Origin of the sequence: Bradyrhizobium sp. HKCCYLS3077 (assembly GCF_051167555.1) — a bacterium.
Lineage (GTDB): Bacteria > Pseudomonadota > Alphaproteobacteria > Rhizobiales > Xanthobacteraceae > Bradyrhizobium.
Genome location: NZ_JBNPTH010000002.1, coordinates 493,554 through 519,201, shown reverse-complemented (window position 1 = coordinate 519,201; position 25,648 = coordinate 493,554). Strand labels below are relative to the sequence as shown.

The 25,648-nt window shown below is 66.9% G+C and carries 23 protein-coding genes; 9 read left to right on the top strand and 14 right to left on the bottom strand.

Translation table 11 applies throughout. The annotated features are described in order from the left end of the window. Positions 1-49 precede the first annotated feature (49 nt). On the top strand, positions 50-658 hold the full coding sequence (locus ACQR0Z_RS08370; protein ID WP_434861443.1) for an SOUL family heme-binding protein: 609 nt from the start codon (positions 50-52) through the stop codon (positions 656-658). A gap of 262 nt (positions 659-920) precedes the next feature. On the opposite strand, the gene ACQR0Z_RS08365 is transcribed toward ACQR0Z_RS08370, so the two are convergent. After that, positions 921-1,697 (bottom strand): cyclase family protein, encoded by a 777-nt coding sequence (locus ACQR0Z_RS08365; RefSeq protein WP_434876514.1) that lies wholly within the window; start codon positions 1,695-1,697, stop codon positions 921-923. A gap of 52 nt (positions 1,698-1,749) precedes the next feature. Then, the gene (locus ACQR0Z_RS08360; protein ID WP_434918315.1) at positions 1,750-2,739 is read right to left on the bottom strand and encodes a fumarylacetoacetate hydrolase family protein; all 990 of its coding nucleotides are present in this window, start codon (positions 2,737-2,739) and stop codon (positions 1,750-1,752) included. 99 nt (positions 2,740-2,838) lie between these two features. Here ACQR0Z_RS08360 and ACQR0Z_RS08355 point away from each other — a divergent pair, with 99 nt between their 5' ends. From ACQR0Z_RS08355 to ACQR0Z_RS08335, 5 genes are read left to right on the top strand one after another with little or no spacing between them, the layout of a single operon-like run. Then, complete coding sequence (locus tag ACQR0Z_RS08355) at positions 2,839-3,774, top strand: ABC transporter substrate-binding protein (RefSeq protein ID WP_434876516.1); 936 nt, start codon at positions 2,839-2,841, stop codon at positions 3,772-3,774. After that, on the top strand, positions 3,774-4,472 hold the full coding sequence (locus ACQR0Z_RS08350; protein WP_434861439.1) for a GntR family transcriptional regulator: 699 nt from the start codon (positions 3,774-3,776) through the stop codon (positions 4,470-4,472). Before ACQR0Z_RS08355 ends, ACQR0Z_RS08350 begins: the two co-directional genes overlap by 1 nt. A 1-nt stretch (position 4,473) precedes the next feature. Next, on the top strand, positions 4,474-5,277 hold the full coding sequence (locus ACQR0Z_RS08345; protein WP_434918314.1) for an ABC transporter ATP-binding protein: 804 nt from the start codon (positions 4,474-4,476) through the stop codon (positions 5,275-5,277). Further along, on the top strand, positions 5,274-6,041 hold the full coding sequence (locus ACQR0Z_RS08340; RefSeq protein ID WP_434876518.1) for an ABC transporter permease: 768 nt from the start codon (positions 5,274-5,276) through the stop codon (positions 6,039-6,041). Before ACQR0Z_RS08345 ends, ACQR0Z_RS08340 begins: the two co-directional genes overlap by 4 nt. Then, a complete protein-coding gene (locus ACQR0Z_RS08335) occupies positions 6,038-6,805 on the top strand; it encodes an ABC transporter permease (protein WP_434918313.1) in 768 nt (255 codons plus the stop codon). Before ACQR0Z_RS08340 ends, ACQR0Z_RS08335 begins: the two co-directional genes overlap by 4 nt. 1 nt (position 6,806) lies before the next feature. On the opposite strand, the gene ACQR0Z_RS08330 is transcribed toward ACQR0Z_RS08335, so the two are convergent. From ACQR0Z_RS08330 to ACQR0Z_RS08280, 11 genes are all read right to left on the bottom strand, one after another. Beyond that, positions 6,807-8,186, bottom strand: coding sequence for an FAD-dependent oxidoreductase (locus ACQR0Z_RS08330; RefSeq protein ID WP_434918312.1), 1,380 nt, complete (start codon positions 8,184-8,186; stop codon positions 6,807-6,809). Further along, a complete protein-coding gene (locus ACQR0Z_RS08325) occupies positions 8,183-8,797 on the bottom strand; it encodes a cysteine hydrolase (RefSeq protein WP_434918311.1) in 615 nt (204 codons plus the stop codon). The genes ACQR0Z_RS08330 and ACQR0Z_RS08325 overlap by 4 nt, the downstream gene beginning before the upstream one ends. Next, on the bottom strand, positions 8,794-10,851 hold the full coding sequence (locus ACQR0Z_RS08320) for a hydantoinase/oxoprolinase family protein (protein ID WP_434918310.1): 2,058 nt from the start codon (positions 10,849-10,851) through the stop codon (positions 8,794-8,796). Before ACQR0Z_RS08320 ends, ACQR0Z_RS08325 begins: the two co-directional genes overlap by 4 nt. After that, entirely contained in the window at positions 10,848-12,581 is a 1,734-nt protein-coding gene (locus tag ACQR0Z_RS08315; RefSeq protein ID WP_434918309.1) for a hydantoinase B/oxoprolinase family protein, read from the bottom strand. The genes ACQR0Z_RS08320 and ACQR0Z_RS08315 overlap by 4 nt, the downstream gene beginning before the upstream one ends. Then, the gene (locus tag ACQR0Z_RS08310; protein ID WP_434918308.1) at positions 12,578-13,456 is read right to left on the bottom strand and encodes an isocitrate lyase/PEP mutase family protein; all 879 of its coding nucleotides are present in this window, start codon (positions 13,454-13,456) and stop codon (positions 12,578-12,580) included. Before ACQR0Z_RS08310 ends, ACQR0Z_RS08315 begins: the two co-directional genes overlap by 4 nt. A gap of 42 nt (positions 13,457-13,498) precedes the next feature. Next, complete coding sequence (locus ACQR0Z_RS08305; protein WP_434918307.1) at positions 13,499-14,200, bottom strand: ABC transporter ATP-binding protein; 702 nt, start codon at positions 14,198-14,200, stop codon at positions 13,499-13,501. After that, positions 14,193-14,936, bottom strand: coding sequence for an ABC transporter ATP-binding protein (locus tag ACQR0Z_RS08300; protein ID WP_434918306.1), 744 nt, complete (start codon positions 14,934-14,936; stop codon positions 14,193-14,195). The genes ACQR0Z_RS08305 and ACQR0Z_RS08300 overlap by 8 nt, the downstream gene beginning before the upstream one ends. Next, on the bottom strand, positions 14,936-15,904 hold the full coding sequence (locus ACQR0Z_RS08295) for a branched-chain amino acid ABC transporter permease (RefSeq protein WP_434918305.1): 969 nt from the start codon (positions 15,902-15,904) through the stop codon (positions 14,936-14,938). Before ACQR0Z_RS08295 ends, ACQR0Z_RS08300 begins: the two co-directional genes overlap by 1 nt. After that, positions 15,901-16,773: a branched-chain amino acid ABC transporter permease gene (locus ACQR0Z_RS08290; protein WP_434918304.1), complete on the bottom strand. Its 873-nt coding sequence runs from the start codon at positions 16,771-16,773 to the stop codon at positions 15,901-15,903. Before ACQR0Z_RS08290 ends, ACQR0Z_RS08295 begins: the two co-directional genes overlap by 4 nt. A 301-nt stretch (positions 16,774-17,074) precedes the next feature. Next, entirely contained in the window at positions 17,075-18,298 is a 1,224-nt protein-coding gene (locus tag ACQR0Z_RS08285) for an ABC transporter substrate-binding protein (protein ID WP_434918303.1), read from the bottom strand. Then, on the bottom strand, positions 18,295-19,119 hold the full coding sequence (locus ACQR0Z_RS08280) for a GntR family transcriptional regulator (protein ID WP_434918302.1): 825 nt from the start codon (positions 19,117-19,119) through the stop codon (positions 18,295-18,297). Before ACQR0Z_RS08280 ends, ACQR0Z_RS08285 begins: the two co-directional genes overlap by 4 nt. Before the next feature lie 159 nt (positions 19,120-19,278). Here ACQR0Z_RS08280 and ACQR0Z_RS08275 point away from each other — a divergent pair, with 159 nt between their 5' ends. From ACQR0Z_RS08275 to leuD, 3 genes are read left to right on the top strand one after another with little or no spacing between them, the layout of a single operon-like run. Further along, positions 19,279-21,282 carry an FAD-dependent oxidoreductase gene (locus tag ACQR0Z_RS08275; protein ID WP_434918301.1) on the top strand — a complete coding sequence of 668 codons (2,004 nt, stop codon included), beginning with the start codon at positions 19,279-19,281 and terminating at the stop codon, positions 21,280-21,282. A gap of 39 nt (positions 21,283-21,321) precedes the next feature. After that, on the top strand, positions 21,322-22,743 hold the full coding sequence (gene leuC / locus ACQR0Z_RS08270; protein WP_434918300.1) for a 3-isopropylmalate dehydratase large subunit: 1,422 nt from the start codon (positions 21,322-21,324) through the stop codon (positions 22,741-22,743). Further along, entirely contained in the window at positions 22,740-23,369 is a 630-nt protein-coding gene (gene leuD / locus ACQR0Z_RS08265) for a 3-isopropylmalate dehydratase small subunit (RefSeq protein WP_434918299.1), read from the top strand. The genes leuC and leuD overlap by 4 nt, the downstream gene beginning before the upstream one ends. A 751-nt stretch (positions 23,370-24,120) precedes the next feature. On the opposite strand, the gene ACQR0Z_RS08260 is transcribed toward leuD, so the two are convergent. After that, positions 24,121-25,506 (bottom strand): M20/M25/M40 family metallo-hydrolase, encoded by a 1,386-nt coding sequence (locus ACQR0Z_RS08260; RefSeq protein WP_434918298.1) that lies wholly within the window; start codon positions 25,504-25,506, stop codon positions 24,121-24,123. Between the last annotated feature and the right edge of the window lie 142 nt (positions 25,507-25,648).

Here is a 25,648-nt window from a genome sequence, read left to right as displayed (position 1 = left end):
CCGACGGCGCACCCGCATGACCGAGCCGACACCACCGAGGAAACGCCGCATGCTGATCTGGATCGCAGGCGCCACCGCACTCGTTCTCGCCGGCGCAGCCATTGCAGCGGGGCCGATCATGAGCCGAGTCGAACATCCGAGATACGACGTGGTCAAGCGCGACGGCGATGTCGAGATCCGCGCCTATGCGCCGATGATCATCGCGCAGGCCGAGGTGCAGGGCGCGCGCAGGCCTGCGATCGAGGAAGGGTTTCGCATCATCGCCGGCTACATCTTCGGCGCCAACCAGGCCAAGGCCAAGATCGCGATGACCGCGCCGGTGCAACAGCAGGCCGCCACAGCGCCCGCGGAGGGCGTCGGCAGCGACCGCTGGAGCGTCAGCTTCGTGATGCCGTCGAACTGGTCGCTGGACACCCTGCCGCCGCCGGCCGATGCGAGGATCAAGCTGACGCCGCTGCCGGCCCAGCGCATGATCGCGCTGACGTTCTCGGGCTCGTATTCCGACGGCATTCTGGCCGACAAGACCCGCGAGTTGCGCGACTACGCGCAGCGCCAGGGGATCATCGTCTCAGGGGCGCCGCTGCTCGCCTTCTACAACCCGCCCTGGACCCTGCCGATGCTGCGGCGGAATGAGATCATGCTGGCGTGTAGTTGTTAGGAATACTCTCTTCCCAGCACCAGTCCGCTCCCTCTCCCCGTCCTTCGCGGGGAGAGGGCTGGGGTGAGGGGCAGCGGCGCGGGTGGTGTTGCTTTTTCGGTCCGGAAATCTTGCATCCGTCTTGGAGCGAGCATACCCGTCCGATGGACCTGGAAGCGGGGCCTCGCACGTGCCATGCCCCTCACCCGGATGGCTGCGCCATCCGACCTCTCCCCGCGCAGGGCGGGGAGAGGTTGCAGCGTCCGGGCTGAGCCGGGATGGCTCACCCCTCGATGATCGCCACCGCGCGCGTCCATCCCGCGGACGCCCGCTCGATCTTCACCGGGAAGCACGACACGGTGAAGCCTGTGGACGGCAGCTGCTCCAGATTGTGCAGCTTCTCGATATGGCAATAGCCGATGTGGCGGCCCGCCTTGTGGCCTTCCCAGATCAGGCTGGCATCATGAGTCTCGGCGTATTTCTTTGCCGTGAACACGAACGGCGCATCCCAGCTCCAGGCATCGGTGCCGGTCAGCCGCACGCCGCGCTCGAGCAGATACATGGTGGCCTCGTAGCCCATGCCGCAGCCCGTGTTGACGTAGTCCGCCTGGCCATAGCGGGCGCCGGCCGCGGTATTGACCACGACGATTTCGAGCGGCGACAGCGTGTGGCCGATGCGCTTCAATTCGGCCTCGACATCCGCGGCAGTCGCGACATAGCCGTCCGGGAAATGCCGGAAGTCGAGCTTCACACCGGGCTGCATGCACCACTCCAGCGGCACCTCGTCGATGGTCCAGGCGCGCTCGCCGCGGTTCATCGTCGGGTGGAAGTGCCAGGGCGCGTCGAGATGCGTGCCGTTATGGGTCGAGAGATTGACCTGCTCGACCGCCCAGCCCTGCCCGTCCGGCAGGTCCTCGGCCTTCAGCCCGTCGAAGAACTGCAGCATGCGCGGCAGCCCCTGCTGGTGGTCGATATATTGGATCGTCGGGTGCGCTCCCGGCGGATCGGCCGGCACGTCGTTCTGCAGCGGCACGGAGATGTCGATCAGCTTGCGGGCCATGGGCGGGTCCTCTCTCTTGCATCTTTCTTGGTTGTTATCGTCGGCCGCAGAATCAGACGTCCTGCCGCTCGACCTTGTTCTTCAGCACGCCGATCTTCTCGACCTCGAGCTCGATGACGTCGCCATGCTCGAGATACCAGCCGAGCTCGAGTCCGCAGCCATTGCCGACAGTGCCGGAGCCGATGAACTCGCCGGGCATCAGGGTCTCGTCCTTGCTGATATAGGCGATCAGCTCCTCGAACGAGAACAGCATGCCCTCGCTGACGCTGCGCGAGCGCACCTCGCCGTTGACGCGCGCCTCCATCTTCAGGCGATAGGGATCGCCGATCTCGTCGGGCGTCACGATCCACGGACCCATGACGTTGCCGCCGTCGAAGCTCTTGCCCTTGGACGGGCCGAGGCGGCCGTCCATCTCGATGCGCTGGGTGTCGCGCGCCGAGAAGTCGTTGAAGATGGTGAAACCGAAGATGTGGTCGCGTGCCTTGGCGGCTGGGATGTCCTTCCCCCGGCCCTTGGTGATGATTCCGAATTCGAGTTCGTAGTCCATCACCTTGCTGTAGCGCGGCCATTTCACGGTTGTGTTGGGGCCGCGCACGCTGAAGCGGTTGGTGATGTAGAAGATCGGGACTTGGCGATACACCTCCGGCAACTCGCCGAGCGGCTCGGCATCGATGCGCGCGAGCTCCTCGGTGTCGCCGCGCTGGCGCGCCGCGAGCTTCCGCTGGCCGCGCGGCGCCTGCAGGATGTGCAGCGGAAACGACATGCCGTCGCGCATCTGGCGCGGCTCGGGCACCGGCGCCAGCAGCTCGGTACCCGCAACATCACGCGAGAGATCCAGATCGCTGCCATAGCGCTCGACCAGCGCGCGCGCTGCGTCGAGCGCGGCATCGCCGGCGTCGATCAGCGACAGCATCGAGGCGAAGGCGGGATTGGCTTGACCAGCGCGGTGGGCCGCCGCTGCCAGGTCAAAAATCCTGGAATCCCCGGCGTGGACCACGCCGATCCGCTCCCTGCCCTCGGTTCGAAATGTCGCAAGTTTCACGCCGGCCTCCCCTTGTGTTCTGTCAGAAAATATACAAACATACAAAATATCGATAAACAAGAGGGGTCCAAACGGGGCCTCCAGGGGGAGGAGTCACCAATGCGTCATCGGCTCATGGGCGCTGTCACCGGCTCGGTGCTGGCGACGCTCGCACTGGCAACGGCAGCACGCGCCGAGAAGATCCAGATCGGCTGCACCGCGACCTCGGACTGCGCCTCGGCAATGGTCGCGGTCGACGAGGGCCTGTTCAAGAAGCACGGTCTGGACGCCGAGATGGTGCTGATCGGGATCAACTCGAACATCCCCGCCGCCCTCCTCTCCAACTCGGTCCAGATCGGCGGGACGACTTCGACGGTCTTCCTGCAGGCGGCCGATGGCGGGCTCGACCTCGTCGCGGTTGCCGGCGCCTCGATCATGAACAAGACCTCGAACGACGCCGTCGCCGCCGTCGTCCGTAACGGCGTCACCATCACCGGCCCGCAGGACTTCAAGGGCAAGAAGGTCGGCGCGCCCGGCATCGGCGCCTTCCTGCAAGTGCTGTTCGTGAAATGGCTGGTCGACAAGGGCGTCGACCCGAAGAGCGTCAATTTCGTCGAGGTCACGTTTCCGACCATGGCCGACACCATCAAGTCGGGCGGCGTCGACGCCGTGCTGACCGCCGAGCCGTTCGTGATGCGCATCACCAATGCCAATCTGGGCACCGTCGGCGCGCGCTACGCGGCCGAGCTCGGGCGCACCGAGCCAATCATCTTCTATGCAGCCTCGCGCGAATGGGCGGAGAAGAATCCGGAGACGGTGAAAAAATTCCGCGCGGCCATCGCCGAGGCGGCGCCGATCGTCAACAACGATCGTGAGAAGGCCTCGGCGGCCATCTCCAAGTTCACCAAGCAGCCGCTCGACCTCGTCAGGCTGACCGCGCCGAACTACGCCGAACCGGTACTGAAGCCCGAGCAGCTCGCATGGTGGATCGACGTGATGTCGGCGCAGAAGATGCTGCAGAGCAAGCTCGACCTCAAGACGCTGATCCTCAACTGATGACGGCCGCGCCCCCGCTTCCGCAGACCGAGCCGGCGAGCGGCGATACGCTCAGCGAGCGCGCCGCAGCGCTGATCGAGCGCGACATCGTCGCGGGCGTGCTCGCGCCCGGATCGCGGCTCGGGATCGTCGAACTCGCCAAGCGTTACGAGATCGGGCCGACGCCGGTGCGCGAGGGGCTGTCGCGGCTGGTGTCGCGCGGGCTGATCGTCAGTATCGGCCAGCGCGGCTTTCGCGTCGCCGAGGTCAGCCGCGATGATCTGATCGACATCACGCGGATGCGCACGGTGGTGGAGAAGGAGGCGCTACTTCTGGCGATGCAGAGCGGCGGCGATTCATGGGAGGCCGGGATCATCGCCGCGCTGCATCAGATGCGCCGCTACATTCAGCGCATGCAAAGCGAGTTCCGCGAGGGCGCGCCGGAGTTCGACCAGTTGCACAAGGCGTTTCACACCGCGCTGCTGGCTGGCTGCGGTTCGCGCCGGCTGCTCGCTGCGCATTCCGATCTCTACGACCAGGCCTATCGCTATCGCCGCGTGATGATGCGCAGCTTCGACGACGGCAGCGGCTTCATCCGGGAGCACGAGGCGCTGGCCGATCTCGTGCTCGCGCGCGATGCCGCCGCCGCGCAGGCGCGGCTGGAAGCGCATCTGCGCTCGACGATCAGCATCGTCTATCCGCAATCGAAGGGAGCCTGAGATGGCAGAGCCCGCCCTCGCTTTGGTGCAATCGTCTCCTTCGCCTGCGCGCGCGCAGATCGCGTTCGACAATGTCGCGCTGACCCTCGGCGGCAAGGCGATCATCGACACGATCAGCCTGGAGGTCTCAGCCGGCGAGATCCTGTGCGTGGTCGGCGCCTCCGGCTGCGGCAAGACCACGGCGCTGCGGCTCGCGGCCGGGCTGTATCAGCCGACCGGCGGCAGCGTGCGCTTCGAGGGCGAGCCGATGCGCGCGCCCCGGCGCGAGATCGCGGTCGTGTTCCAGGACTATGGCAAGGCGCTGCTGCCGTGGCGCACCGCGGCCGGCAACATCTCGCTGGCGCTGGAGACCATCGGCTTGCCCGCGCACCAGCGCGAGGCGCGCATCACCGAGCTGCTGGCCAAGGTCGGGCTCGCGGGCCATGCCGCCAAATATCCGACGGAGATGTCGGGCGGCATGCAGCAGCGGCTGCAGATTGCGCGCTGCCTCGCGCAGGATCCGAAGGTGTTGCTGATGGACGAGCCGTTCGGCGCACTCGACGCGATGACGCGTCAGGGCCTGCAGGACGAGATGCTGGCGCTGGTCGCCTCCACCGGCGCCACCGTCGTGTTCGTCACGCATGATCTCGAGGAGGCGATCTATCTCGGCGACCGCGTGATCGGCCTGCTGCCGCATCCCGGCCGTGTCGGGCTGGAACTGACGGTCGGCCTGCCGCGGCCGCGCGACCAGTTGGCGACGCGCGAGCAGCCGGAATTCCTGCGGCTGCGCCGCGCGCTGTTCGACTTCATCAAGGCGAGCGAATGAGCATGCCGGAGCGTCTCAAGCCGCTGCTGCTGCCGCTCGCTTCATTGCTCGCCTTCGAAACGGGGATGCGGCTTGCGGCCGTGCAGAGCGACTCGCTGGCGCCGCCGAGCGCGATCGCGCTCGCTCTGCTCGGCGCGCTGACCGACGGCTCGCTGCTGATCGCGACGCGTGACACGCTCGCGTCTGCGTTCGCCGGCCTCTTCATCGGCGGTGCCATCGGGCTGGTGCTCGGCATCGCGCTCGGCCTGTCGCAGATCCTCAACCGGCTGATGGAGGTGACGATCGAGGCCATCAGGCCGATCCCGTCGGTGGCGCTTCTGCCGATCGCGCTGATCGCGCTCGGCTTCGGCTACCGCATGGAGATCGCGATCGTCGCCTTCGCCTGCGTCTGGCCGGTGCTGATCATGACACGCGCCGCGGTCGGCGGCATCGAGCCGCGGCTGATCGAGGTCGCGCGCGTGCTGCGGCTGACGCAGCTCGACCGCATCAGGAAGATCGTCATTCCCGCCGCCCTGCCCCGCATCTTCCTCGCCTTCCGTCTGGCCGCCGGCATCGCGCTGATCGTGGCCGTCACGGTGGAGATCGCGATCAACCCGCTCGGCCTCGGCGCCGGCATCATGACCGCGCAGCAGGCGCTGCGGCCCGACCTGATGCTGGCCTATCTGGTGTGGATCGGCGTCACCGGCTTCGTGCTCAACACCGCGCTGATGACGGCGCAAAGGACGCTGTTCGGCCGCGCGGCCCTGATCGGAGACGGCGCATGAGATGGTCGGTCCTCGGCTGGCGCCTCGCCAGCTTCGGCGTTGCGGCTTGTGTCATCGCGCTGTGGCAACTCGCGGCCGATCAGCGCTGGGTGTCGCCCGTCTTCCTGCCCGGCCCGAATCGCGCCTGGGCCTCGCTGATGCGCGGCTTCACGAGCGGAGATCTGCTGGCCAAGCTCGTGGGCACGCTGGCGCACATGGCCTATGGCTGGCTGCTCGCCTCGATCGCCGGCATCGCGCTCGGCGCGATGATCGGCTCGTCCAAGGCGATGCGTCTCTACGTTGCGCCAACGCTGGAGCTGCTGCGGCCGCTGCCGGTGTCGGCGATCATCCCGGTCGCGATCGCGGCGCTCGGCCTGTCGCAGGGGATGGCGCTGTTCGTCATCGCGTTCGGATCGCTGTGGCCGCTGCTGCTCGGCACCATCCACGGATTCGGCGCAGTCGAGCCGCGGCTCTACGAGGTGGCGCAGGTGCTGCACATGTCGCGGCTCGCGGTCATCTTCAAGATCGCGCTGCCTTCGGCGGCCCCCGACATTCTCGCCGGCATGCGGCTGAGCCTGACGGTGGCGCTGATCCTCGCCGTGGTCTGCGAGATGCTCGCCGGCCTCGACGGTCTCGGCCAATGGGTGCTGCTGTCGGCACGCGCGTTCCGCTCCGCCGATCTGTTCGCCGGCGTGATGCTGCTCGGCGTGATCGGCTATGTCACCGCGCTCGCAATGGGCGCCGCCGAGAGCCGGCTGTTGCGCTGGCAGGCCGCGCGGCGCTAGCTCAGCGCGCCAGCCCCGCCACGCGGCCGAGCGCGACGGCCGTGAGCAGGCCGTTGCCCGAGAGATAGCCGGAGGCATCGGCCCCTGAAACGCCGCAGGCGGCGCCGCCGGCCGCGAACAGATTGTCGATCGCGGTGCCGTCCTCGCGCAGCACGCGCGCGAGGTCGTCGATGACGAGGCCGCCTTGGGTGTGGAACAGCGCGCCGGTGACCTTCACGGCGCGATAGGGCGACGCGAGTTGCGGCACGTCGGCGAAGCTGCGACCGAAGCGGTCGGTGCGCTGCTCCGACTTCGCGGCCGCGACCTCCGCGAAGGTGGCTGCGAGCGTGTCGGCCGGCACGCGCATGCCTACCGCCAGGCTCGCGATGTCCTCAGCTTCGAGCACTGCGCCATGCGCGACGGCGTTGCGGAAATCCTCGAACTGCGCGGCGATGCCGGCGATGCGCGCATCGAAGATGGTCCAGGCGATGCCGTCCGGCTGTACCAGCACGTTGGCCGCCTGCTCGGAATAGCCCGACGCCTCATTGGAGAAGCGCTCGCCGTTGGCGTTCACCTGGAAACCGCCCTCGGTGATGGTGGCCCAACTGATGAGAATGCCCGCGGGATGTGCGACCGAGCCGTGGCCCTGATGGCCGCCGAGATGGCGCGTCGCCGCGCCGAGCTGCTCGCCCCAAACAAGCGCATCGCCCTGGTTGCCGACGTGGCCGAAATAGGTGGCGCTGGCCATGTCAGGGATATGTCGCGCAACCAGCACTGGGTTGCCGCCATAGCCGCTACAGGCGAGGATCAGCCTCTTGCACCCGATCTCGTCGGCGCTGCCATCAGGCCTCGTGAAGCGCACGCCACTGATCCGTTGCGCATCATCAACCAGCAAGGTCGTCGCATGCGCGTCGCAGAGGATATCGATGCTCGCCGCCTCTGCGGCTGTGCGCAGCCGGTCGATCAGTTCGCGTCCGGCGCGGCTCGGCAAACCGTGCATGCGATAGCGCGAATGGCCGGGATAGGTGAAATTGTCGATCAGCGAGAACGGCAGTTGATGCCGGTCGGCGAGCCATTCGAGCGTTGGACCGATCGTCGTCGTGACCAGCTTCACCAGCGCAACATCCGGTTCATCGTGCGCCTTGTGCATGATGTCGTCGGCGAAGCGCGACGGAGTGTCGTCAATGCCGAGCGCCGTCTGCCAGCGGGTGCCAGCGGCTGGGATCAAACCGGCCGACAGCGCCGTCGAACCCTGCGGCACGGTATCGCGCTCCAATACCAACACGCTCTCGCCATTCTCGACCGCAGAGAGCGCGGCGACGAGCCCCGCGGCACCCGCGCCGATGATCAGGCAATCGACCGCGAACTCGGGCGTACGATCGATCGTCTCGACCGAACTCATGACGCCGCCAGCTCCGTCATCGCCTCCGCGATCGACGTCACACGGCATACCGGCTTCAACGCCGCGATCGCGGTGGCATGCGTCTCCGCGGTGAAGGCGGCGCAGCCGTCTTCGAGCACGACCGTCTCGAAATCGCGGATATGCGCATCGCGTACCGTCGAGGCCACGCCGCCATTGGTGACGATGCCGGCGACGTAGAGCTTCTCGATGCCGCATTTGCGCAGCACCCATTCGAGCCGGGTCATGTAGAACGCGGAGTACGCGATCTTCTCGATCGTGACGTCGGCAGGCTGCAAGGTGTCGACGAGTTGATGGCCCCAGGCGCCCGGCAGGAAATCGCCCTTGGCGAGGAACGGCCGCAGCTGCTTCAGATGCGGCGAAATCAGCGGCTCGCCGCCCTTGCCCGGCACCAGGGTGAACTGCGTCGAGATCACGAAGCCGCCCTTGGACCGCATCAGGTCCGCGAACGGCTTCAGCCGCGGCGGCAGTGCTGCAATATCCGCCGCCGTCTGGCCGGCGCGGCCATAGGCGCCCTTGGGATCGAGGAAGTCGTTCTGCAGATCGACGATCAGCAGCGCGCTCCGCGCAGCGGGAATGGTGTGATCGCTCATGTCCGCTCCACGATGACGTTGCCGAACTGGTCCACCCGCGCCTTGAAGCCGGGCGCGATCACCGTCGTCGCATCCGGCTGCTCGAGGATCGCGGGGCCCGCGACTTCGGTGCCGACAGGCAGATCGAGTCGGGCGTAGATCGCCGTGTCCCACCATTTGCCGTCGAACCAGGCGTTGCGGCTGCCGAGCTTCGCCTTGCCGAGATCGGCGTTGCTGTCAGGCGCGAGCGTCGCGAGGTCGAAGCGCGGGCGCACGCCGATCGCCGCCGTGCGCAGGTTGACGATCTTGATCGGCACACCCGGCAAGAGCCGGCTGAAGCTCTTCTGATAGGCCGTCTCGAACGCCTTGCGGACGTCCTCGACCGTCAGCGCGATGGCGCCGTCGCGGATCTCCGCCGGCAAGGTCGCGCGGATGGTGTGGGTCTGGCCGACATAGTGCATGTCGAGCTCGAACAGCGTGTCGATGCGCTCGACCGCGAGCCGTGCGTCCTTCACCACGCCCTGGGCATGCTCGGCCTCGGACAGCATCCACCGCGTCAGCGCCGCGATGTCGAGGCCGTCGACGAACATGTTGAGCGTCTGCACCTGGTCATGGCGGATGTCGGCGATGACGCAGCCGAGCGCCGAGGTGACCCCGGGATAGCGCGGCACCAGCGCCGCCTTGAGCCCGACATCCTTGATCAGCGCCGAGACGTGCAGCGCGCCGCCGCCGCCGAACGGCACCGCCGCGAAGCGCGCCGGATCATGGCCGCGCTCGATCGACATCAGCCTGATGGCGCCGGCCATCTTGCTGTCGGCGATGCGCACGATCGCTTCCGCCGCTTCCATCACGCCGAGGCCGAGCGGCTCGCCGACATGCCTGGCGATGGCGCGCTTGGCGGCCTCGACATCGAGCGCCTTCAGCTTGCCGCCGATCGGCCTGTCCGCATTGATGCGGCCGAGCACGACATTGGCGTCGGTGAGCGTCGGCCGGTCGTTGCCGCCGCCATAGCACACCGGACCCGGCCGCGAGCCCGCGCTCTCCGGGCCGACCTGCAGCAGGCCGCCGGCATCGACATGCGCGATCGAGCCGCCGCCGGCGCCGATGGTCGTGATCTCGATCATCGGCGTACGCACGACGAGGCCGAAATCGATCGTGGTCTGCGCCGCCAGCGAGGTCGCGCCGTCGACCACCAGCGACACGTCGAACGAGGTGCCGCCGAGATCGCCGGTGATGACGTTGGGGAAGCCAGCTGCTTTCGCAATCTCCGCCGCCGCGATCACCCCGGCCGCAGGACCGGACAATGCGGTGCGGATCGGGAACCGCCGCGCCGCGTCCGTGGACATCACGCCGCCATTGGACTGCACGATGTGGAAGCGGCCGTCGAAGGCCTCGCCGGCGAGCGCGTTCTGCAGCTTCTGCAGATAGGAGCCGACCACCGGCTGCAGATAGGCGTTGAGCGCGGTTGTCGAGGTCCGCTCGAACTCGCGGATCTCCGGCAGGATCTGGCTCGAGCAGGCGACGTTGTCGTTCGGCCAGATCGCCTGCACGGCTTCGAGCGCGCGGCGCTCATTGTCGGGATTGGCGAAGGCGTTGACGAACACGATCGCCAGCGCCTGCGCACCCTTCGCGAGCAGCTCGCGCGCGGTGGCCTCGACCTGCGCGACGTCCACAGCCGTGCGGATGGTGCCGTCCGACAGCACGCGCTCGTCGACCTCGGCGCGCATGTCGCGCTCGACCACGGGGATGAAGTCGCCCCACAGGCCCCAGGTGTTGCGGCGGTCGCGGCGGCGCATCTCCAGCACGTCGCGGAAGCCCCGCGTGGTGATCAGGCCGATGCGCGCGCCCTTGCGCTCCAAGAGCGCGTTGGTGCCGACGGTCGTGCCGTGCACGATCGAGGTGAGATGGGCGACCGCGCCAAAACCTTGCAGGCCTTCGAGGAAGCCGACGGCTTCGTCGCCGCGGTTCGACGGCACCTTGTTGGTGCGGAAGCTGCGCTTCGCCTCGTCGAAGTAGAACAGGTCCGTGAAGGTGCCGCCGACATCGACGCCGACGATGGTGCCGAGCTTGCTCATGCCGCACCTCCGGCGCGAAGCGTGCCCGTCGCGGCTTCATCGACCGCGCCGTCTGCCTTCACGGCAACCTTGTAGACGTCACGCGCCTGCGCCGGCGAGACGAAGCCAAGCGCGACGTCATGTGCAACGTCAGCGACAGGCCGCGCCTCCGGCGGTCCCCATCCGCCGCCTCCAGGCGTCTCAAGCCGCACGCGCTTGCCTGCCTTCAGATGCAGATCGGTGATCTTGGAGACCATCGGCGGGCTCGCCTCACCCTGCTCGGTCTGCCAAGCGAAATGATTGAGCGCCGCGCTGCCGCCGCCGGCGACGCCGAACGGCGCCGCCTTGCCGCGCTCGCCGAGCAGCGCGACGTCGGCATCGGCCAGCAGCTCGACCTCATAGACGGCACCGACGCCGCCGCGATGGGTGCCGGCACCGGCGGAATCCGGGCGCAACGCCCATTGCGTGAACATGACGGGATAGGCTGCTTCCAAGATTTCCACGGGCGGAATGGTCGCGGTCGAGATCGGGTTGTTGGCGTGGTTGAGGCCGTCGGTTAAGGGATTGCCGCCGAGGCCGCCGCCGAAGAACGAGAACATCACGAAGCGGCTGTTGTCCTTGCGATGGCCGGCGATCGACAGCGCATTGATGGTGCCGAACGGTGCGGCGGTGGCGCGCGACGGATCGGCCTTGGCGAGCGCGCCGAGCACGACGCCGATCAGGCGCAGGATCGTCTCAGTGTAGCCCGCGACGGGCTTCGGCGGCCCTGCCGCGAGCAGCGAGCCGTCCGTGATCGCGAAGGAGATCGGCCGCAGGCAGCCGGCATTGGCCGGCACCTCGGTGAACACATGCTTCAGCGCGACGTAGCAGGCCGCGATCGTGGTCGAGCGCGAGATGTTGATCGGGCCCTTGCAGGCTGCCGACGAACGGGTGAAGTCGAGCGTCAGCGTGTCGCCGGCAATGGTGACATCGAGCGCGACCGTCAGGGGCACATCGACGATGCCGTCATTGTCGAGCACGTCCTCGAACGAATAGGTGCCGTCGGGCAGCGAGGCGATCGCGGCGCGCATCAGGGTCTCGGCGCGGTCGGAGAACGCCTCGAACGCATCCGAGACAGTGGTGTCGCCGTAGTCGTCGAGCAGCGCGCGCAGACGGCCCTCGCCGAGATCGAGCGCATTGAGCTGGCCGTTGAGATCGCCCCAGTTCGACATCGGCACCCGCGAATTGGCTTCGATGATGCCGAGGATGTCGTGGTTCATGCGTCCCGCCGCGATCAGCTTCACGGGAGGAATGCGCATGCCTTCCTGGAAACTCTCGACCGCCTTCGGATTGTAGCCGCCGGCGACATTGCCGCCGATGTCGAGCCAGTGCCCGACCGAGGCAATCCAGCAGAACACCCGGCCGCCGCGGAATACCGGACGCACCAGGCGGAAGTCGTTGAGATGGGTGCCGCCGTCATAGGGATCGTTGAAGATGAAGGTGTCGCCCTCCTCGAGGCCGCCCTCCTTCTCGACCTTGGCGATGACGGCGCGCACGGCGAAGGCCATGGCGCCGACGAAGATCGGCAGGCCACCCTGCCCCTGCACCAGCGTATCGCCGGTCGTGGCGTGATAGATGCCGTGGCAGGCGTCGCGCGCCTCCGCGATCGTCGGGTTGAAAGCGGAGCGATAGAGCGTCGCGTCCATCTCGTCGGCGATCTGCTCCAGCCGCCCCTTCAGCACGGCAAGCGTGATCGGATCCAAGGTGGTCATGCCCGCGTCCCCTCGTCGTCAGCCGCGTAACGGGCGCCGTTCGCCAGGATATCGGCGGTGCCAAGCATCGCGTTGAGGCCGGCGAAATCGAGCATGCGGTCGGCGAACGGCTTGGTCGAGCCGGCCTGCGCCAGCGACTGATAGTAGGCGCGTGCCGAGAAGGCGAGCGCGCGCACGATGCCGCCGGGGAAGATCACGAGCTTGAAGCCGAGCGCGCCGAGCTCTGACGCCGCATGGATCGGCGTCGAGCCGCCCTCGACCATGTTGGCTAGCAGCGGCCGCTTCGAGGCCAGCCGGCCGGCGATGGCCGACAGTTGTTCGCTGCTCTTCGGCGCCTCGACGAACAGCACGTCGGCGCCAGCCTCGGCATAGCGCTCGGCGCGTTCGATCGCGGCCTCCATGCCCTCGATCGCCAGCGCGTCGGTGCGCGCGACGATCAGGGTCTCGGACGACTGGCGCGCATCGAGCGCAGCCTTGATCTTACCGACCATCTCGCTCGCGCTGATCACGGCCTTGTCGGTGAGGTGGCCGCAGCGCTTCGGCGTGGTCTGGTCCTCGAGCTGGATCGCGGAGGCGCCCATGCGCTCGAACAGCCGGATCGTCCGCTGCACGTTCAGCGCATTGCCGAAGCCGGTGTCGCCATCGACCACCAGCGGCGTATCGACGCGGTCGCGGATCATGGCGATAGTGTCGGCGACCTCCATCATCGACACCAGGCCGATGTCGGGCCGGCCGAGCTTGGTGTAGGCGATGCCGGCGCCGGTCAGATACAGCGCCTTGAAGCCGGCCTCGGCGGCGATGCTCGCGGTCAGCGCGTCGTACACGCCGGGCGCGATCGTCGGCTCGGCTGATGCCAGAGTGGATCTCAGGCTCATTGTCGTTTCCTTGTTTGTCTCAACTAATTGCTGAAGCTGACGTCACAGACCGAGATAGGCCCGCTTCAGCTCGGCATTGGATTTCAGCTCGGACGCCTGGCCGGAGAGCGTGATGATGCCGTTCTCCATGATGTAGGCGCGGCCGGCGAGCTCGAGCGACTGCACGACGTTCTGCTCGACCAGCATGATGGCGAGACCGGACGCTGCGAGCCGCGCGATCAGCGCGAACATCTCCTCCACCATCAGCGGCGACAGGCCGAGCGACGGCTCGTCGAGGATGAGCAGCTTCGGCTCACCCATCAGGCCGCGGCCGATCGCCAGCATCTGCTGCTCGCCGCCGGACAGCGTGCCGGCATATTGCCGCGCGCGCTGCTTCAGCTTCGGGAACGTCGTGTAGATCTGCTCGATGCGCTCAGCGCGCCCACGCCGCGGCCGGCAATAGGCGCCGAGCTCGAGGTTCTCGCGCACCGACAGATTCGGAAAGATCTTGCGGCCCTCAGGCACGTGGATCAGGCCCGCGGTGACGATGTCGGGCGCGGATGCGTGCTCCAGCGCCGCGCCGTTGAAGCGGATGGTGCCGGCAGTGGCGGGCACGACGCCCGAGAGTACCTTGTTCAAGGTCGTCTTGCCGACGCCATTGGAGCCGAGCACGGCAACGACCTCGCCGGCGTTGACGTCGAAGCTGACGCCGCGCAGCACTTCGGTTCCGCCGTAGCCGGCGCGGAGATCGCGGACCTCAAGCATGGGCCTGCTCCGCGCGCAGACGTTCGGCCGCACCGTGGCCGAGATAGGCCTCGATCACCTGCGGGTCCTCGCAGACGGCCCTCGGCTCGCCTTCGGCGATCATGCGCCCCTGCGACAGGACGTAGACCTTGTCGCAGAGATTCATCACCGCTTGCATGATGTGCTCGATCATCAAGATGGTGACCCCCTGGTGGCGGATGTCGCGCACCAGCGGCAGCACGTCGCGGATCTCCGAGGGGTTGAGTCCGGCGAGCACTTCGTCGAGCAGCAGCAGCTTCGGCCTGGTCGCGAGCGCGCGCGCCACTTCGAGACGCTTGCGCCCCGCGACGGTGAGATCGGAGGACGCCTTGGCGAGATCGGCGCCGAGGCCGACACGCTTGGCGATGTCAGCCGCCTGCGCCATCGCTTCCTTGGCATCGGGCGTATGCAGATAGGCGCCGACGGCGATGTTCTCCTGCACGTTCAGGCCTTCGAACGGCTGCACGATCTGGAAGGTGCGCGCGATGCCTTGCCGTGCGCGGACATGCGGGGCCAACGCCGTGATGTCGCGGCCGTCGTAGCTGACGCTGCCGCCGTCCGGCTGCAGGAAGCCCGCGACCATCGCGAACAGCGTGGTCTTCCCGGCGCCGTTCGGCCCGATCAGGCCGGTGATCGAGCCCTTTGCGACCGACAGCGAGGCCTGGTCGACCGCGACGAGGCCGGAGAAGCGCTTGGTGAGGGACTTGACCTCGAGCATCACGCCTCCTTCGCCTTCGGCGCACGCAGGCCGAGGCTCTTCATCAGCATGACCAGGCCGTTCGGCGAGAACGCCACCGAGAGCACCAGGATGACGCCGAACACCAGCAGGTCCATGCCGGGAATGCCGCCGGACACGCTCTTGGTGAGTTCGCCGAGGCCGAGCAGCACGATGGCGCCGACCAGCGGCCCGAGCACCGTGCCGGAGCCGCCGACGATGGCCGCGAACAGCGCCTCGATCGAGATCCAGGAGCCGAACGCGACATTGGCGTCGATGAACAGATAGTTCTGCGCATAGAGGCAGCCGGCGGCGGCGGTCAGTGCGCCGGAGATCGCGATCGCCTTCATCTTGACCGCGAACACGTCGACACCGAGCGCCTGCGCCGCCTGCTCGTTCTCGCGCAGCGCGACGAGATAGGCGCCGAAGCGCGAATGCTCCAGCCACCAGCTGACGAGCAGGCCGATCGCAACGAAGCCGAGCGCGATCAGCAGGAAATAGCGGCGATCGGCGAATTGCAGATATGGCAGGCCCGGCTGCAGCTTCAGCAGGATGCCGGCCGCGCCGCCGGTGAAATTCCAGCTGTTGGCGAGGATGCGGGCGACCTCGGCGAAGGCCAAGGTGATCAGCGCGAAATACGAACCCTTCAGGCCGGAGCGGAAGCTGAGGAAGCCGATGAATGCGCCGACCAGCGCGCCCAGCGCGATGCCGAACACGAGCGCGATCCAGGCGTTGACGCCGAAGCGGGTCTGCAGCACGGCCATCGCATAGGCGCCCGCGCCGAAGAAGGCGGCGTGACCGAACGACGACAGGCCCGCATAGCCGCCGAGAATGTTCCAGCCCTGCGCCGCCAGCGCTGTTATCATCATGAAGATCATCAGGTTGAGCAGCGCGCCGGACAGGCCGAGGAACGGGACCACGGCGAGGGCAACGACGATGACGGCGAGAGTGGTGAGACGCGGCCGGGTCATGCGCGCGCTCCGAACAGGCCGGTCGGACGCACCAGCAGAGTGACGATGAAGATCAGGAAGATGCCGATCTGGCCGAGACTGTCACCGAGGAACAGGCTGGACGCGGCCTCGACGACGCCGATCAAGAGACCGCCGATCAGCGCGCCGGGGATCGAGCCCATGCCACCGAGCACCACGATGGTAAAGGCGACCAGCACGAAGGCCGCGCCGGTCTTGGGGCTGACATAGAACGACGGCATCAGCAGGCCTGCGGCGACGGCAAGGCAAGCGCAGCCGATCGCAAAGGTCATGGCGTAGACATGCGGTACGCTGATGCCGACGAGCGCAGCACCGAGCTTCTCCTTGGCGACCGCGCGGATCGCCTTGCCGATGTCGGTCTGGTGCAGCACCAGCCAGAGCAGAAGTGTGGTCGCAATAGTCACGCCGAAGCCGACCACGCGGGGGAATGACAGCAGCAGCGGGCCAAGCTCGACGACGCGGAACGAGTAGTCGGTGGTGATGGTGCGGGTGTCGGACTGGAAGGCGGCGAGCAGCGCGTTCTCGATAATGATGGACAGGCCCAGAGTGACCAGAAGGATGCCGTTGTCCTTGCCGTGGCTCGCCGGGCCGATGATGAAGCGCTGCAGGGCGTAGCCGAGCGCGAACATGAATGGCGCGACGAACAGGATCGCGAGATACGGATCCATGCCGTAGCGGGCGCAGGCCAGCCACACCATGAACATCGCCACCGTCAGCAGCGCGCCGTGGGCGAAATTCACGATGTGCAGCACGCCGTAGATCAGTGTGAGACCAAGCGCGATCAAGGCATAGATCGCGCCCAGCATCAGTCCGTTCAACAGCGCCTCCACGACGATCTGGGGCGAGTACATTAGATCCTCTGGTTCAGCGGACGCTGTGAGCGATCCGCTTGCTACGCGACCCGTTCGCCGCTTGCTCGGTCTTCGCCTCTCCCCGCGCGCGGGGAGAGGTCGGATTGCATCAAAGATGCAATCCGGGTGAGGGGGGCTCTCCGCACGGTCGGTGGGTGTGGCTGCCCCTCACCCCAACCCTCTCCCCGTGAAGAACGGGGAGAGGGAGCGCACCGCTCGTGGTGCGAAGCGCTCGAACTCAGCAAACGGGAACAACTACAATCCAGCCACTGCGGGCTGTCCTATCGAGTCCCCTGCCCGATCATCCGTTGATTGGGAACACCGGCTTCGCGTCGGCGTAGTCCGCGGGGTAGATCACCTTGATGTCCTTGCCCTGGACCTGGGTGTTCAGCGGCAGCGCGCTGGTGTTCTGGCCCTTGGCGTCGAACTTGGTCTTGCCGTAGGGCATGACGCCGCTGTCGAACTCGTTCGCGGCCAGGGCCTCGATGATCTTGGCGCGGTCGGCGCTGCCGGCCTTCTCGACGGCCTGGGCGAACACCTTCACCAGCGAGTAGTTGATCGGCGTGTTGTAGGCGTAGAACTTGCCGGCGGCGGTCACGGTCTCGCGCAGCTTGGCCGTGATCGGGCTCTTGGGATCGCCCCAATGGTTGCAGTCCATCACGCCCTGGGCGGCTTCGGGGAATTCGTTGACGAAGCGGTAGCTCGAGGCGGCGCCGCCGAACACGGCGTAGATGCCCTTCGGGCGCACGCGCTGCTGCTGCAGCGTGCGCGCCATCAGCACGAACTCGTTGAAGTAGTGCGAGGGCACGATCAAATCGGGATTGAGCGCGCGCAGCCGCAGGACGACGTTGGTCATGTCGCGCGCCGGGGTCGGATGCGCGATGGTCTCGACGATCTGGAAACCAAGCGGCGGCAGCTTCTCCTGCATGATCTTGGCGAGGCCCGAGCCGAACAGGCCGTCCTCGTGCACGATCGCCACCGTCTTGATCGGCTTGCCGGCGTCGTCGTTGAGCTTGACGAGGTTCTTCAGCGCGACCGACGTGGCCATGCTGAAGTTCGGGTTGAAACGGAAGGTGTTCTTCAGGCCGCGCTCGGTGATCGTATCCGCCACCGCGCAGTCGACGACGAACGGCAGGTCGTAGCGCGAGGCGGTCTGCGTCGCGGTCAGCGCGATGCCCGAGGCAAAGCCGCCGAGCACGGCGGCGACGCCGGCCGACTGCAATTCCTCGGTCGCCTGCGCGCCGGCTTCCGCATTGGAGCGGCTGTCGCCGATCACGAGCTCGAGCTTGGCGCCGCCGAGCGCCTTGATGCCGCCGGCATCGTTGATCTCCTTGATCGCGAACTCGGCGCCGATCTTGGCGAGATCGCCGTCGAGCGCGAACGCGCCCGAGATCGGCTGCAGCAGACCGACCTTGACCGGTGCCGGCTCGGCGCGCAGCAGGCCGGGCGCGGCCAGCATCGAGGTGAGCGCGACACCGCTCTTGAGCACGGTGCGGCGTGACAGCGACTTCGAGCTATGCGTCATGACTTCCCCACTTTCCTGACTGGCGGCCGCCGGCGCGGGCGCTCCCTGCGGTACACCTCGGCGGTCGGGCTCCAGTGCCGGTGCCCTTCGTCGCCCGTCCGCTCGAGGTTCATCTGCAATGTGTAGCGATCGGGCCGGTAGAGCGCCTGCAGGTGCTCCATCGGCTGACCGTCCTTGCCGTAGACCGTGCGGCGCAAGGCCACGAGCGGCATGCCGACATCGATGTCGAGCGCCTCGGCCACATCGGGGCTCGACAGCACGGCGCTGATCTCCTGCCGCGCCGAGGCGCTGGTCAGGCCGGAGCGCTCGATCAGTTCGAGCAGCGGCATGCGCGCGAGATCCTCGCGCGAGTAATTGCGGCCGATGCGCTCGGGCACATTGGCGATGAGATAGGAGAACGGCACGCCGTCGACGAGGCGGACGCGCACCGAGCGCTGCGAGCGCTCGTCCGGCGCGAGCCGCAACGCCTCACGGATCTGGTCGGATGGCGTGACGTAATCGAACGAGAGCAGACGCACGTCCGTCGTGCGCCCCATCTCGATCAGATGCGCGAACACGTTGGAAACGTCGGCAAGCACCGTGCGGACCTTCGACGCCGGACGATGCACGAAGGTGCCGAGGCCGCTCTTCTTCTGGATGAGGTCTTCGCCAGCGAGCAGATCGAGCGCCTGGCGGATGGTGACGCGGGAGACGTTGTGCTCCTCGGCCAGCGCGAACTCGCCGGGCAGCCGCTCGCCGTCCGCAAGCTCGCCGGATGCGATCTTGTCCTTCAAGAGCAGGTAGATCCGTCGTGCCTTCAGTGGCTCGGACGCGGCGCGCAAGGCGGATGGCCCCAGGGGTTAGCGAGCTATCTTGCTTTCAATACATGAGGTGTATAGAAAATATGACAGCTTCGGTCAACTGGCTCGCGGGCCTCTTCCCGAGACAGAGGTCAGAGCAAGGATCGAGCCACGAAACGGGCAGCGGGAGGATCACGCGATTTGTCGCAGCATCAGCCATATGCACAGGCGCTCAGCCCGCTCGAGGTCGGCCATCTGCGCTTTCGCAACCGCATCTTCGTCCCCGCGCACACCACGAATTTCGGTGAGCACCATCTGCCGAGCGCGCAGCACCTCGCCTATCATCGCGCCCGCGCGCGCGGCGGCGTCGGCGCCATCATCTTCGAAACCATCCGGGTCCACGCCAATTCGCTCGGCCGCCCGCAAGCCGTGTGCGGCTTCGATCCCGCCTGCATCGATCCGTTCCGCCGCATCACCGATGCGGTGAAGGCGGAAGGCGCGGCCATGCTCGGCCAGATCATCCATCTCGGACGGCAGGTCGAAGGCGATTTCGAACGCACGGTATCATGGGGCGCCTCGCCGATCCCATGGTCGATCTCGGCGCTGCCGCCGCGGCCAATGGACGAGTTCGACATGGAGCAGGTGATCGAGGGCCACCTCGTCACCGCGCGCAATCTTGTCGCCGCCGGCTTCGACGGCATCGAGCTGCAGATGGCGCATGGGCATCTCCTGCAGCAGTTCATGTCGCCACTGTCGAACAAGCGCGATGATGAGTACGGCGGCAGTCTGGAGAACCGGCTGCGCTTTCCTGCGCGCGTGCTGGCAGCATTGCGCGCCGAGCTCGGCGACGCATTCTGCCTTGGCATCCGCATCAGTGGCGAAGAATACGCCGAGGGCGGCCTCGGCATCGACGAGGCCGAACGCATCGTCCCGATGCTGGCACGTCAGACGCGCATCGACTTCATCAACGTCTCACACTCCGCCTATGTCGCGAGCTACTCGCTGGCGACGCAGATGGCGGACATGGCGTTCGATCCGGCGCCGTTCCGCACCCTGCCCGCGCGCATCCGCCATTCGCTGCGCGCCGATGGCTTTCAGACACCCGTGTTCGCCGTGTGCCGTTTTACGGGACTCGACGAGGCCGACGCGATGATTGCCGCTGGCGATGCCGACGCCGTCGGCATGGCGCGTGCGCATCTCGCGGAACCGGCGATCGTGAAGAAATCTATCGAGGGCCGCGAAGACGAGATCCGCCGCTGCATCGGCTGCAACCAAGGCTGCGCCGGCATGCTGGAGCGGAACCTGCCGATCCGCTGCCTGATCAACCCGATCGCCGGGTTGGAAGGGCAGTTCGACGAGCCGGAGGCGCTGCCGCGCGACGCGTCTCGAAAGATCCTCGTTGTCGGCGGCGGTCCCGCCGGGTTGGAGGCTGCGCGTGTCGCGGCGGCGCTCGGACACCAGGTGACGCTGTGGGAGCGCGGCGATCAGCTCGGCGGCCAGTTGCGCACCGCATGGCTGATGCCGAAGCGCGCGAACTTCAAAGCGTTCACGGAGTTCCAGATCGCGGCACTGGCGCGCCTCGGCGTGACCATTGTCTTCAACAAGGACGCGGACGCCACCGAGATCGCCGCCTTCGGCGCCGACCGCATCGTGTTCGCAACGGGCTCGATCACGACCGCCTTGCCAGTCGCCGGAAACGGCCCCGTGTTCACCCTGCCCGACGCGTTGCGCGCACCGGACCAACTCGGCGCATCGGTCGCGGTGTTCGATCGCACCGGTGAATGGGGCACGCTCTCGGCGCTGGAGCATTTTGCCGATCTCGGCAAGGCCGTGACCTTGTTCGTCCCGGCGACGAACTATGCCTGGCGCACCACGGTCTATTCGACACTCGCCAACAGCCGCCGCCTGCGCGAGCGCAAGGTCCGGATCGCGACGTTGCGCGCGGTGCGCTCCTATGATGGCCAGATCCTGGAGGTCGAGGACCTCTCGACCGGTGACATCGAGCGCCTCACCGGCTTCTCGGCGCTGGTCGCCGTCGATCACAACAGCGCGGATCAATCATTGTATCTGGCCTTGCGGCGCGTGGGCTTGCCCGTGCTTCAGGTCGGCGACAACAATGCACCGCGCACGGCGCTGGAGGCCGTCTACCAGGGTCACATGGCGGCTCGCGCCCCCTTCCCTGCGGCTCCGGCAGCCACGACATGAGGAATGGATGACGCGGGACTTGATCGAGGACGTTGAGGCATGAGTGAAGCAGTGCGGCCGCCGCGGACATTGTTCGACAAGGTCTGGGATGCGCATGTGGTGACGCGCCGCGAGGACGGCGCGGAGCTGCTGTTCATCGATCGCCATCTCGTGCATGAGGGCTCGTTCCACGCCTTCAACAAGTTGAAGGACAAGCGCGCCAAAGTGCGCCGGCCCGATCTCACCATCGGCGTTGCCGACCATTACGTGCCGACGCGAACGCGGGTGCTCGGCGAGATCGCGCCTGATATCGCCGGCATGATCCGCCAGCTCGACGACAATTGCCGCGCCAACGGCATCCGCATCTTCGGCTTCGACGATCCGCGCCAGGGCATCGTTCATGTCGTCGGGCCTGAGCAGGGTCTCACTTTGCCCGGCCTGACCATGGTCTGCGGCGACAGCCACACCTCGACGCATGGCGCGTTCGGCGCACTCGCCTTCGGCATCGGCGCCTCCGAAGTCGCGCATGTGCTGCTGACGCAATGCCTGTGGCAGAAGCGGCCGAAGCGGATGCGCATCACGGTCGACGGCGCGACTGCGCCGGGGATCACGGCCAAGGACATTGCGCTGTCGATCATCGCCCGTATCGGCGCCGATGGGGCCCAGGGGCACGCGATCGAATATGCGGGATCTGCGATCCGCGCGCTGTCGATGGAAGGCCGGCTGACCTTGTGCAATCTCTCGATCGAGAGCGGCGCCCGCTGCGGCATGATCGCGCCGGATGAAACCACCTTCGCCTATGTCGAGGGACGGCCGTTCGCGCCCGCAGGCGACGTGCGCGATCGCGCGATCGTGGCGTGGCGTGAGCTCGCGAGCGACACCGACGCGGTGTTCGACCGCGCGATCCTGCTCGAGGGCGGCGATATCGCGCCGACGGTAACCTGGGGTATCAGCCCCGAGGATGCACTGCCGATCATCGCGTCAGTGCCCGACCCCGCGGCCATGGATGATCCGTCGCGCGCGAGCCATGTGCGCGACGCCCTCGACTACATGGGGCTCACACCGGGTCAGGCGCTCGACACGATCCGAATCGACCGCGTCTTCATCGGCTCCTGCACCAACAGCCGCATCGAGGATCTGCGCGCAGCGGCGAGCGTTCTCGCCGGCCGCAAGGCGCGGGTGCCGGGGCTGGTGTCGCCCGGCTCGCATCTGGTCAAACAGCAGGCCGAGCAGGAAGGCTTGGATCGCATCTTCACGGACGCCGGTCTGGACTGGGTCGGCTCCGGCTGCTCGATGTGCGTCGGCATGAACGGCGACCTCGTACCATCAGGCGAGCGCTGCGCCTCGACCACCAACCGCAACTTCAAGGGCCGGCAGGGCCCGGGCGCACGCACGCATCTGATGTCGCCGGCGATGGTCGCGGCAGCCGCCGTTGCCGGCCATCTCACCGACGTGCGGCCACTGCTGAGGAGAGGCGCATGACGCCGTTCGATACTCTTACGGCATCAGCCTGCGCGCTGCCGCTCGCCAGCATCGACACCGATCAGCTGATTCCCGCGCGCTTCATGAAGCGCTCGCGCGCCGACGGCTACGGGCAATATCTGCTCTACGACATGCGGTTCGACGCGCAAGGGCAGGCGCGGCCCGATTTTCCGCTCAACACGCCGGCTGCGCAGCAGGCCGAGGTATTGGTCACACGGCGCAATTTCGGCGCGGGGTCCTCGCGTGAAGCCGCGGTCTACGCGCTCGTCGATTTCGGCTTCCGCTGCGTGATTGCGCCGAGCTTCGGCGACATCTTCGCGTCCAATGCCGTCAACAACGGTCTGCTGCCGGCCAAGGTAAGCGAGGCGGATGCGGAGGAGATTCTGGAGCTGCTGCAAACGGCCACGTCAGCAATGACCGTCGATCTCAACGATTGTCTGATCAGGATCGGTAACCGTTCGTTCAGCTTCGCGATCGATCCGATCTGGCGCACCAAGCTGCTCAACGGCTGGGACGACCTCGACCTCACCCTTGCGCACGATCCTGATATCGCGCGCTTCGAGCAGCGCGATCGCGGCGAACGCCCGTGGGTGCAGATGGCCCACCAAGACATCGGCTCCTCCTGAAAGAAAGAAGCCGCCCGCACATTCGGTGCAGGCGGCCCAAGTCCAGGGAGGAAACGCCCCAAGAAGGGCTAAATCCGGTGTACTTGATCGGCTGATTCGTGGGTATCCGGATGATACCGGAGGTTGCCGCCTCCTGCGGCGGGCCTCACATACCGCCTGAGGTTTCCTCTTCGTCATGCGCCCCAACTGCGGAGCGGAGATCGTAGTGTCCGGGCGGCCTTGCCGGGCGCAGGGCGCGCACCTCAGCAGACATCCTCAGGGCCACATGGTGGGAATGGCGAGAGGAGGTTCATGGGCAGGACGCTCGCTGGCGTGCGCGCTGCTCTGTGGCGTCCTCAGGGAACTCGGTTCAGGATCGATCGCGGGAGCGTGATCGATCTGGATCACCGAGGCAGCGGCTGAGCCGCCAGCGGCCAAATGGGTTGCAGCCAGAGGAGCGGAACTGAGCGACTCGTTCGCCTGGTCGACAGTCGGGTGATCAACGGGTGGATGATCCACGCACGGACGATCAACAAGTTGCTGGTCAACGGGGTCGTGCATGCGGCAGCTCCGAGCCCTGATGCGACGGTTACTAATTCGGATCAAGATTAGGCGATATCAACTGCGTTAATCCATGCGCGATCTCGCCGCGTCCGGTCGATTCGACTGCAACGCAGCGAACGGCGCGGTGAATGCCACGCCTTCGTGGCTGCTCGATGACGGCTCCTGCGCTGCACTCCAGAACGTGATCACGGTTCCACGAACAGCACGATCAGCGCGTGAGGCTCGCGACACGATCCAGCAGCGCCGCGCCGGTCCGTATCCCCTTGTAGAAGCACGCAATCATCATGTTCTCGTTCGGCGCGTGGTTGGCTTCATCGGCATTGGCGTAGGGAACGACGAAAGCGGGGATGCCGAGGATCTTGGTGAAGACGTAGTCCGGAAGGCTCCCGCCGGTGCAGGGAAATTCCAGCGGGGTGACGCCTTGCGCCAGCGCGATGGCCTCACGGATGACGGAGGCATAAGGAGAATCCATCGGCACGCGCGACGGCAGCATGCCGCCGCGCCGGATGACCTCGACCTCCGGCGCGTGCGTCCTGACATGCGCTTCGACCTTGGCCAGGACGTCGTCGGGGGTCATCGCCTCGACCAGACGAATATCGCATTTGACGACGGCCTCGCACGGCAGCACGGTCTTGCTGCCCGGTCCGCCATAGCCGCCGTGAAAGCCGTTGATGGTCAGTGTCGGATGGAACATCAGCCGCTCATAGTAGCCGCGCTCCGCAGGCGCATCGAGGCGGCTGAGGCCAAGGCTCGCTTTTGCCGCGTCGATATCGAGCGGCAGACGCCTGACCGCCGCCAGATCGAGTTCGCTCGGCGGAACGATATGGTCGTGCAGGCCGTCGATCGTGATCTCGCCCGCCGCGTTCTTCATCGTTCCCAGCAGGTGCACGAGCGTCCAGATCGGATTCGGAACGATGCCGCCGAGATTGCCGGAATGCACGTCGCCACTGGCATGCTTGGCGCGAAGCTCGAACGCGCACATGCCGCGGACGCCGTACGTCATGGTCGGGCGACCCGACGGATGCATCGGCCCATCGGCCGTGACGACGACATCGGCCTTCAGCCGATCCTTGTGGGCAGCAACGAAATCGGCGATGCGCGGACTGCCGATCTCTTCCTCGCCTTCGAGCAGGACGATCACGTTGCAGGGCAGTTCGCCGTGCACCTTGAGATGGGATTCGATCGCCATCAGCTGCGCGAAGTGCTGACCCTTGTTGTCGCCGATGCCGCGGGCATAGATGCGGCCGTCGCGAATGGTGGGCTCGAACGGCGGGCTCAACCACAGCTCCAGCGGGTCCGGCGGCTGCACGTCGTAATGGCCGTAGAGCAGCACAGTCGGCGCGCCCGGCTTGTTCTGCCAGCGTCCGAGCACCATCGGATGACCGGCCGTCGGCACCGTCTCCGCCTCCAGACCCATCTCCTGCAGCATGTCCACCAGCAGCGCCGCAACCTCGGCGATGCCGACATTGTGCGCACTGATTGACGGGTGACGGACGTAGTCCATCACGCGGGCGAGAAAGCGTTCCTGTTCGATCTGGATATGTTCAAACACGGCCTCGAGCCGGACCGAGGCAGCGGGATGATGATCGGACATGGTCTCGGACTCCTGGACGCGCCGCGATCATCCTGGCGAGCGAGAACACCGTCCGCAAGGGCCGGAATCAGCATGGGACGTCGGCGCCGACAGCGCGCCAATCGCGCGTCGCCTAGCGCTGCGCACGGCCTTGATTCGCCGA

Excerpts from the sequence above, each read along its gene's own strand:
- ACQR0Z_RS08370 (WP_434861443.1), top strand. The coding sequence starts at position 50 with ATGCTGATCTGGATCGCAGGCGCCACCGCACTCGTTCTCGCCGGCGCA.
- ACQR0Z_RS08365 (WP_434876514.1), bottom strand. The coding sequence starts at position 1,697 with ATGGCCCGCAAGCTGATCGACATCTCCGTGCCGCTGCAGAACGACGTG.
- ACQR0Z_RS08355 (WP_434876516.1), top strand. The coding sequence starts at position 2,839 with ATGCGTCATCGGCTCATGGGCGCTGTCACCGGCTCGGTGCTGGCGACG.
- ACQR0Z_RS08350 (WP_434861439.1), top strand. The coding sequence starts at position 3,774 with ATGACGGCCGCGCCCCCGCTTCCGCAGACCGAGCCGGCGAGCGGCGAT.
- ACQR0Z_RS08345 (WP_434918314.1), top strand. The coding sequence starts at position 4,474 with ATGGCAGAGCCCGCCCTCGCTTTGGTGCAATCGTCTCCTTCGCCTGCG.
- ACQR0Z_RS08340 (WP_434876518.1), top strand. The coding sequence starts at position 5,274 with ATGAGCATGCCGGAGCGTCTCAAGCCGCTGCTGCTGCCGCTCGCTTCA.
- ACQR0Z_RS08335 (WP_434918313.1), top strand. The coding sequence starts at position 6,038 with ATGAGATGGTCGGTCCTCGGCTGGCGCCTCGCCAGCTTCGGCGTTGCG.
- ACQR0Z_RS08330 (WP_434918312.1), bottom strand. The coding sequence starts at position 8,186 with ATGAGTTCGGTCGAGACGATCGATCGTACGCCCGAGTTCGCGGTCGAT.
- ACQR0Z_RS08325 (WP_434918311.1), bottom strand. The coding sequence starts at position 8,797 with ATGAGCGATCACACCATTCCCGCTGCGCGGAGCGCGCTGCTGATCGTC.
- ACQR0Z_RS08320 (WP_434918310.1), bottom strand. The coding sequence starts at position 10,851 with ATGAGCAAGCTCGGCACCATCGTCGGCGTCGATGTCGGCGGCACCTTC.
- ACQR0Z_RS08315 (WP_434918309.1), bottom strand. The coding sequence starts at position 12,581 with ATGACCACCTTGGATCCGATCACGCTTGCCGTGCTGAAGGGGCGGCTG.
- ACQR0Z_RS08310 (WP_434918308.1), bottom strand. The coding sequence starts at position 13,456 with ATGAGCCTGAGATCCACTCTGGCATCAGCCGAGCCGACGATCGCGCCC.
- ACQR0Z_RS08305 (WP_434918307.1), bottom strand. The coding sequence starts at position 14,200 with ATGCTTGAGGTCCGCGATCTCCGCGCCGGCTACGGCGGAACCGAAGTG.
- ACQR0Z_RS08300 (WP_434918306.1), bottom strand. The coding sequence starts at position 14,936 with ATGCTCGAGGTCAAGTCCCTCACCAAGCGCTTCTCCGGCCTCGTCGCG.
- ACQR0Z_RS08295 (WP_434918305.1), bottom strand. The coding sequence starts at position 15,904 with ATGACCCGGCCGCGTCTCACCACTCTCGCCGTCATCGTCGTTGCCCTC.
- ACQR0Z_RS08290 (WP_434918304.1), bottom strand. The coding sequence starts at position 16,773 with ATGTACTCGCCCCAGATCGTCGTGGAGGCGCTGTTGAACGGACTGATG.
- ACQR0Z_RS08285 (WP_434918303.1), bottom strand. The coding sequence starts at position 18,298 with ATGACGCATAGCTCGAAGTCGCTGTCACGCCGCACCGTGCTCAAGAGC.
- leuC (WP_434918300.1), top strand. The coding sequence starts at position 21,322 with ATGAGTGAAGCAGTGCGGCCGCCGCGGACATTGTTCGACAAGGTCTGG.
- leuD (WP_434918299.1), top strand. The coding sequence starts at position 22,740 with ATGACGCCGTTCGATACTCTTACGGCATCAGCCTGCGCGCTGCCGCTC.
- ACQR0Z_RS08260 (WP_434918298.1), bottom strand. The coding sequence starts at position 25,506 with ATGTCCGATCATCATCCCGCTGCCTCGGTCCGGCTCGAGGCCGTGTTT.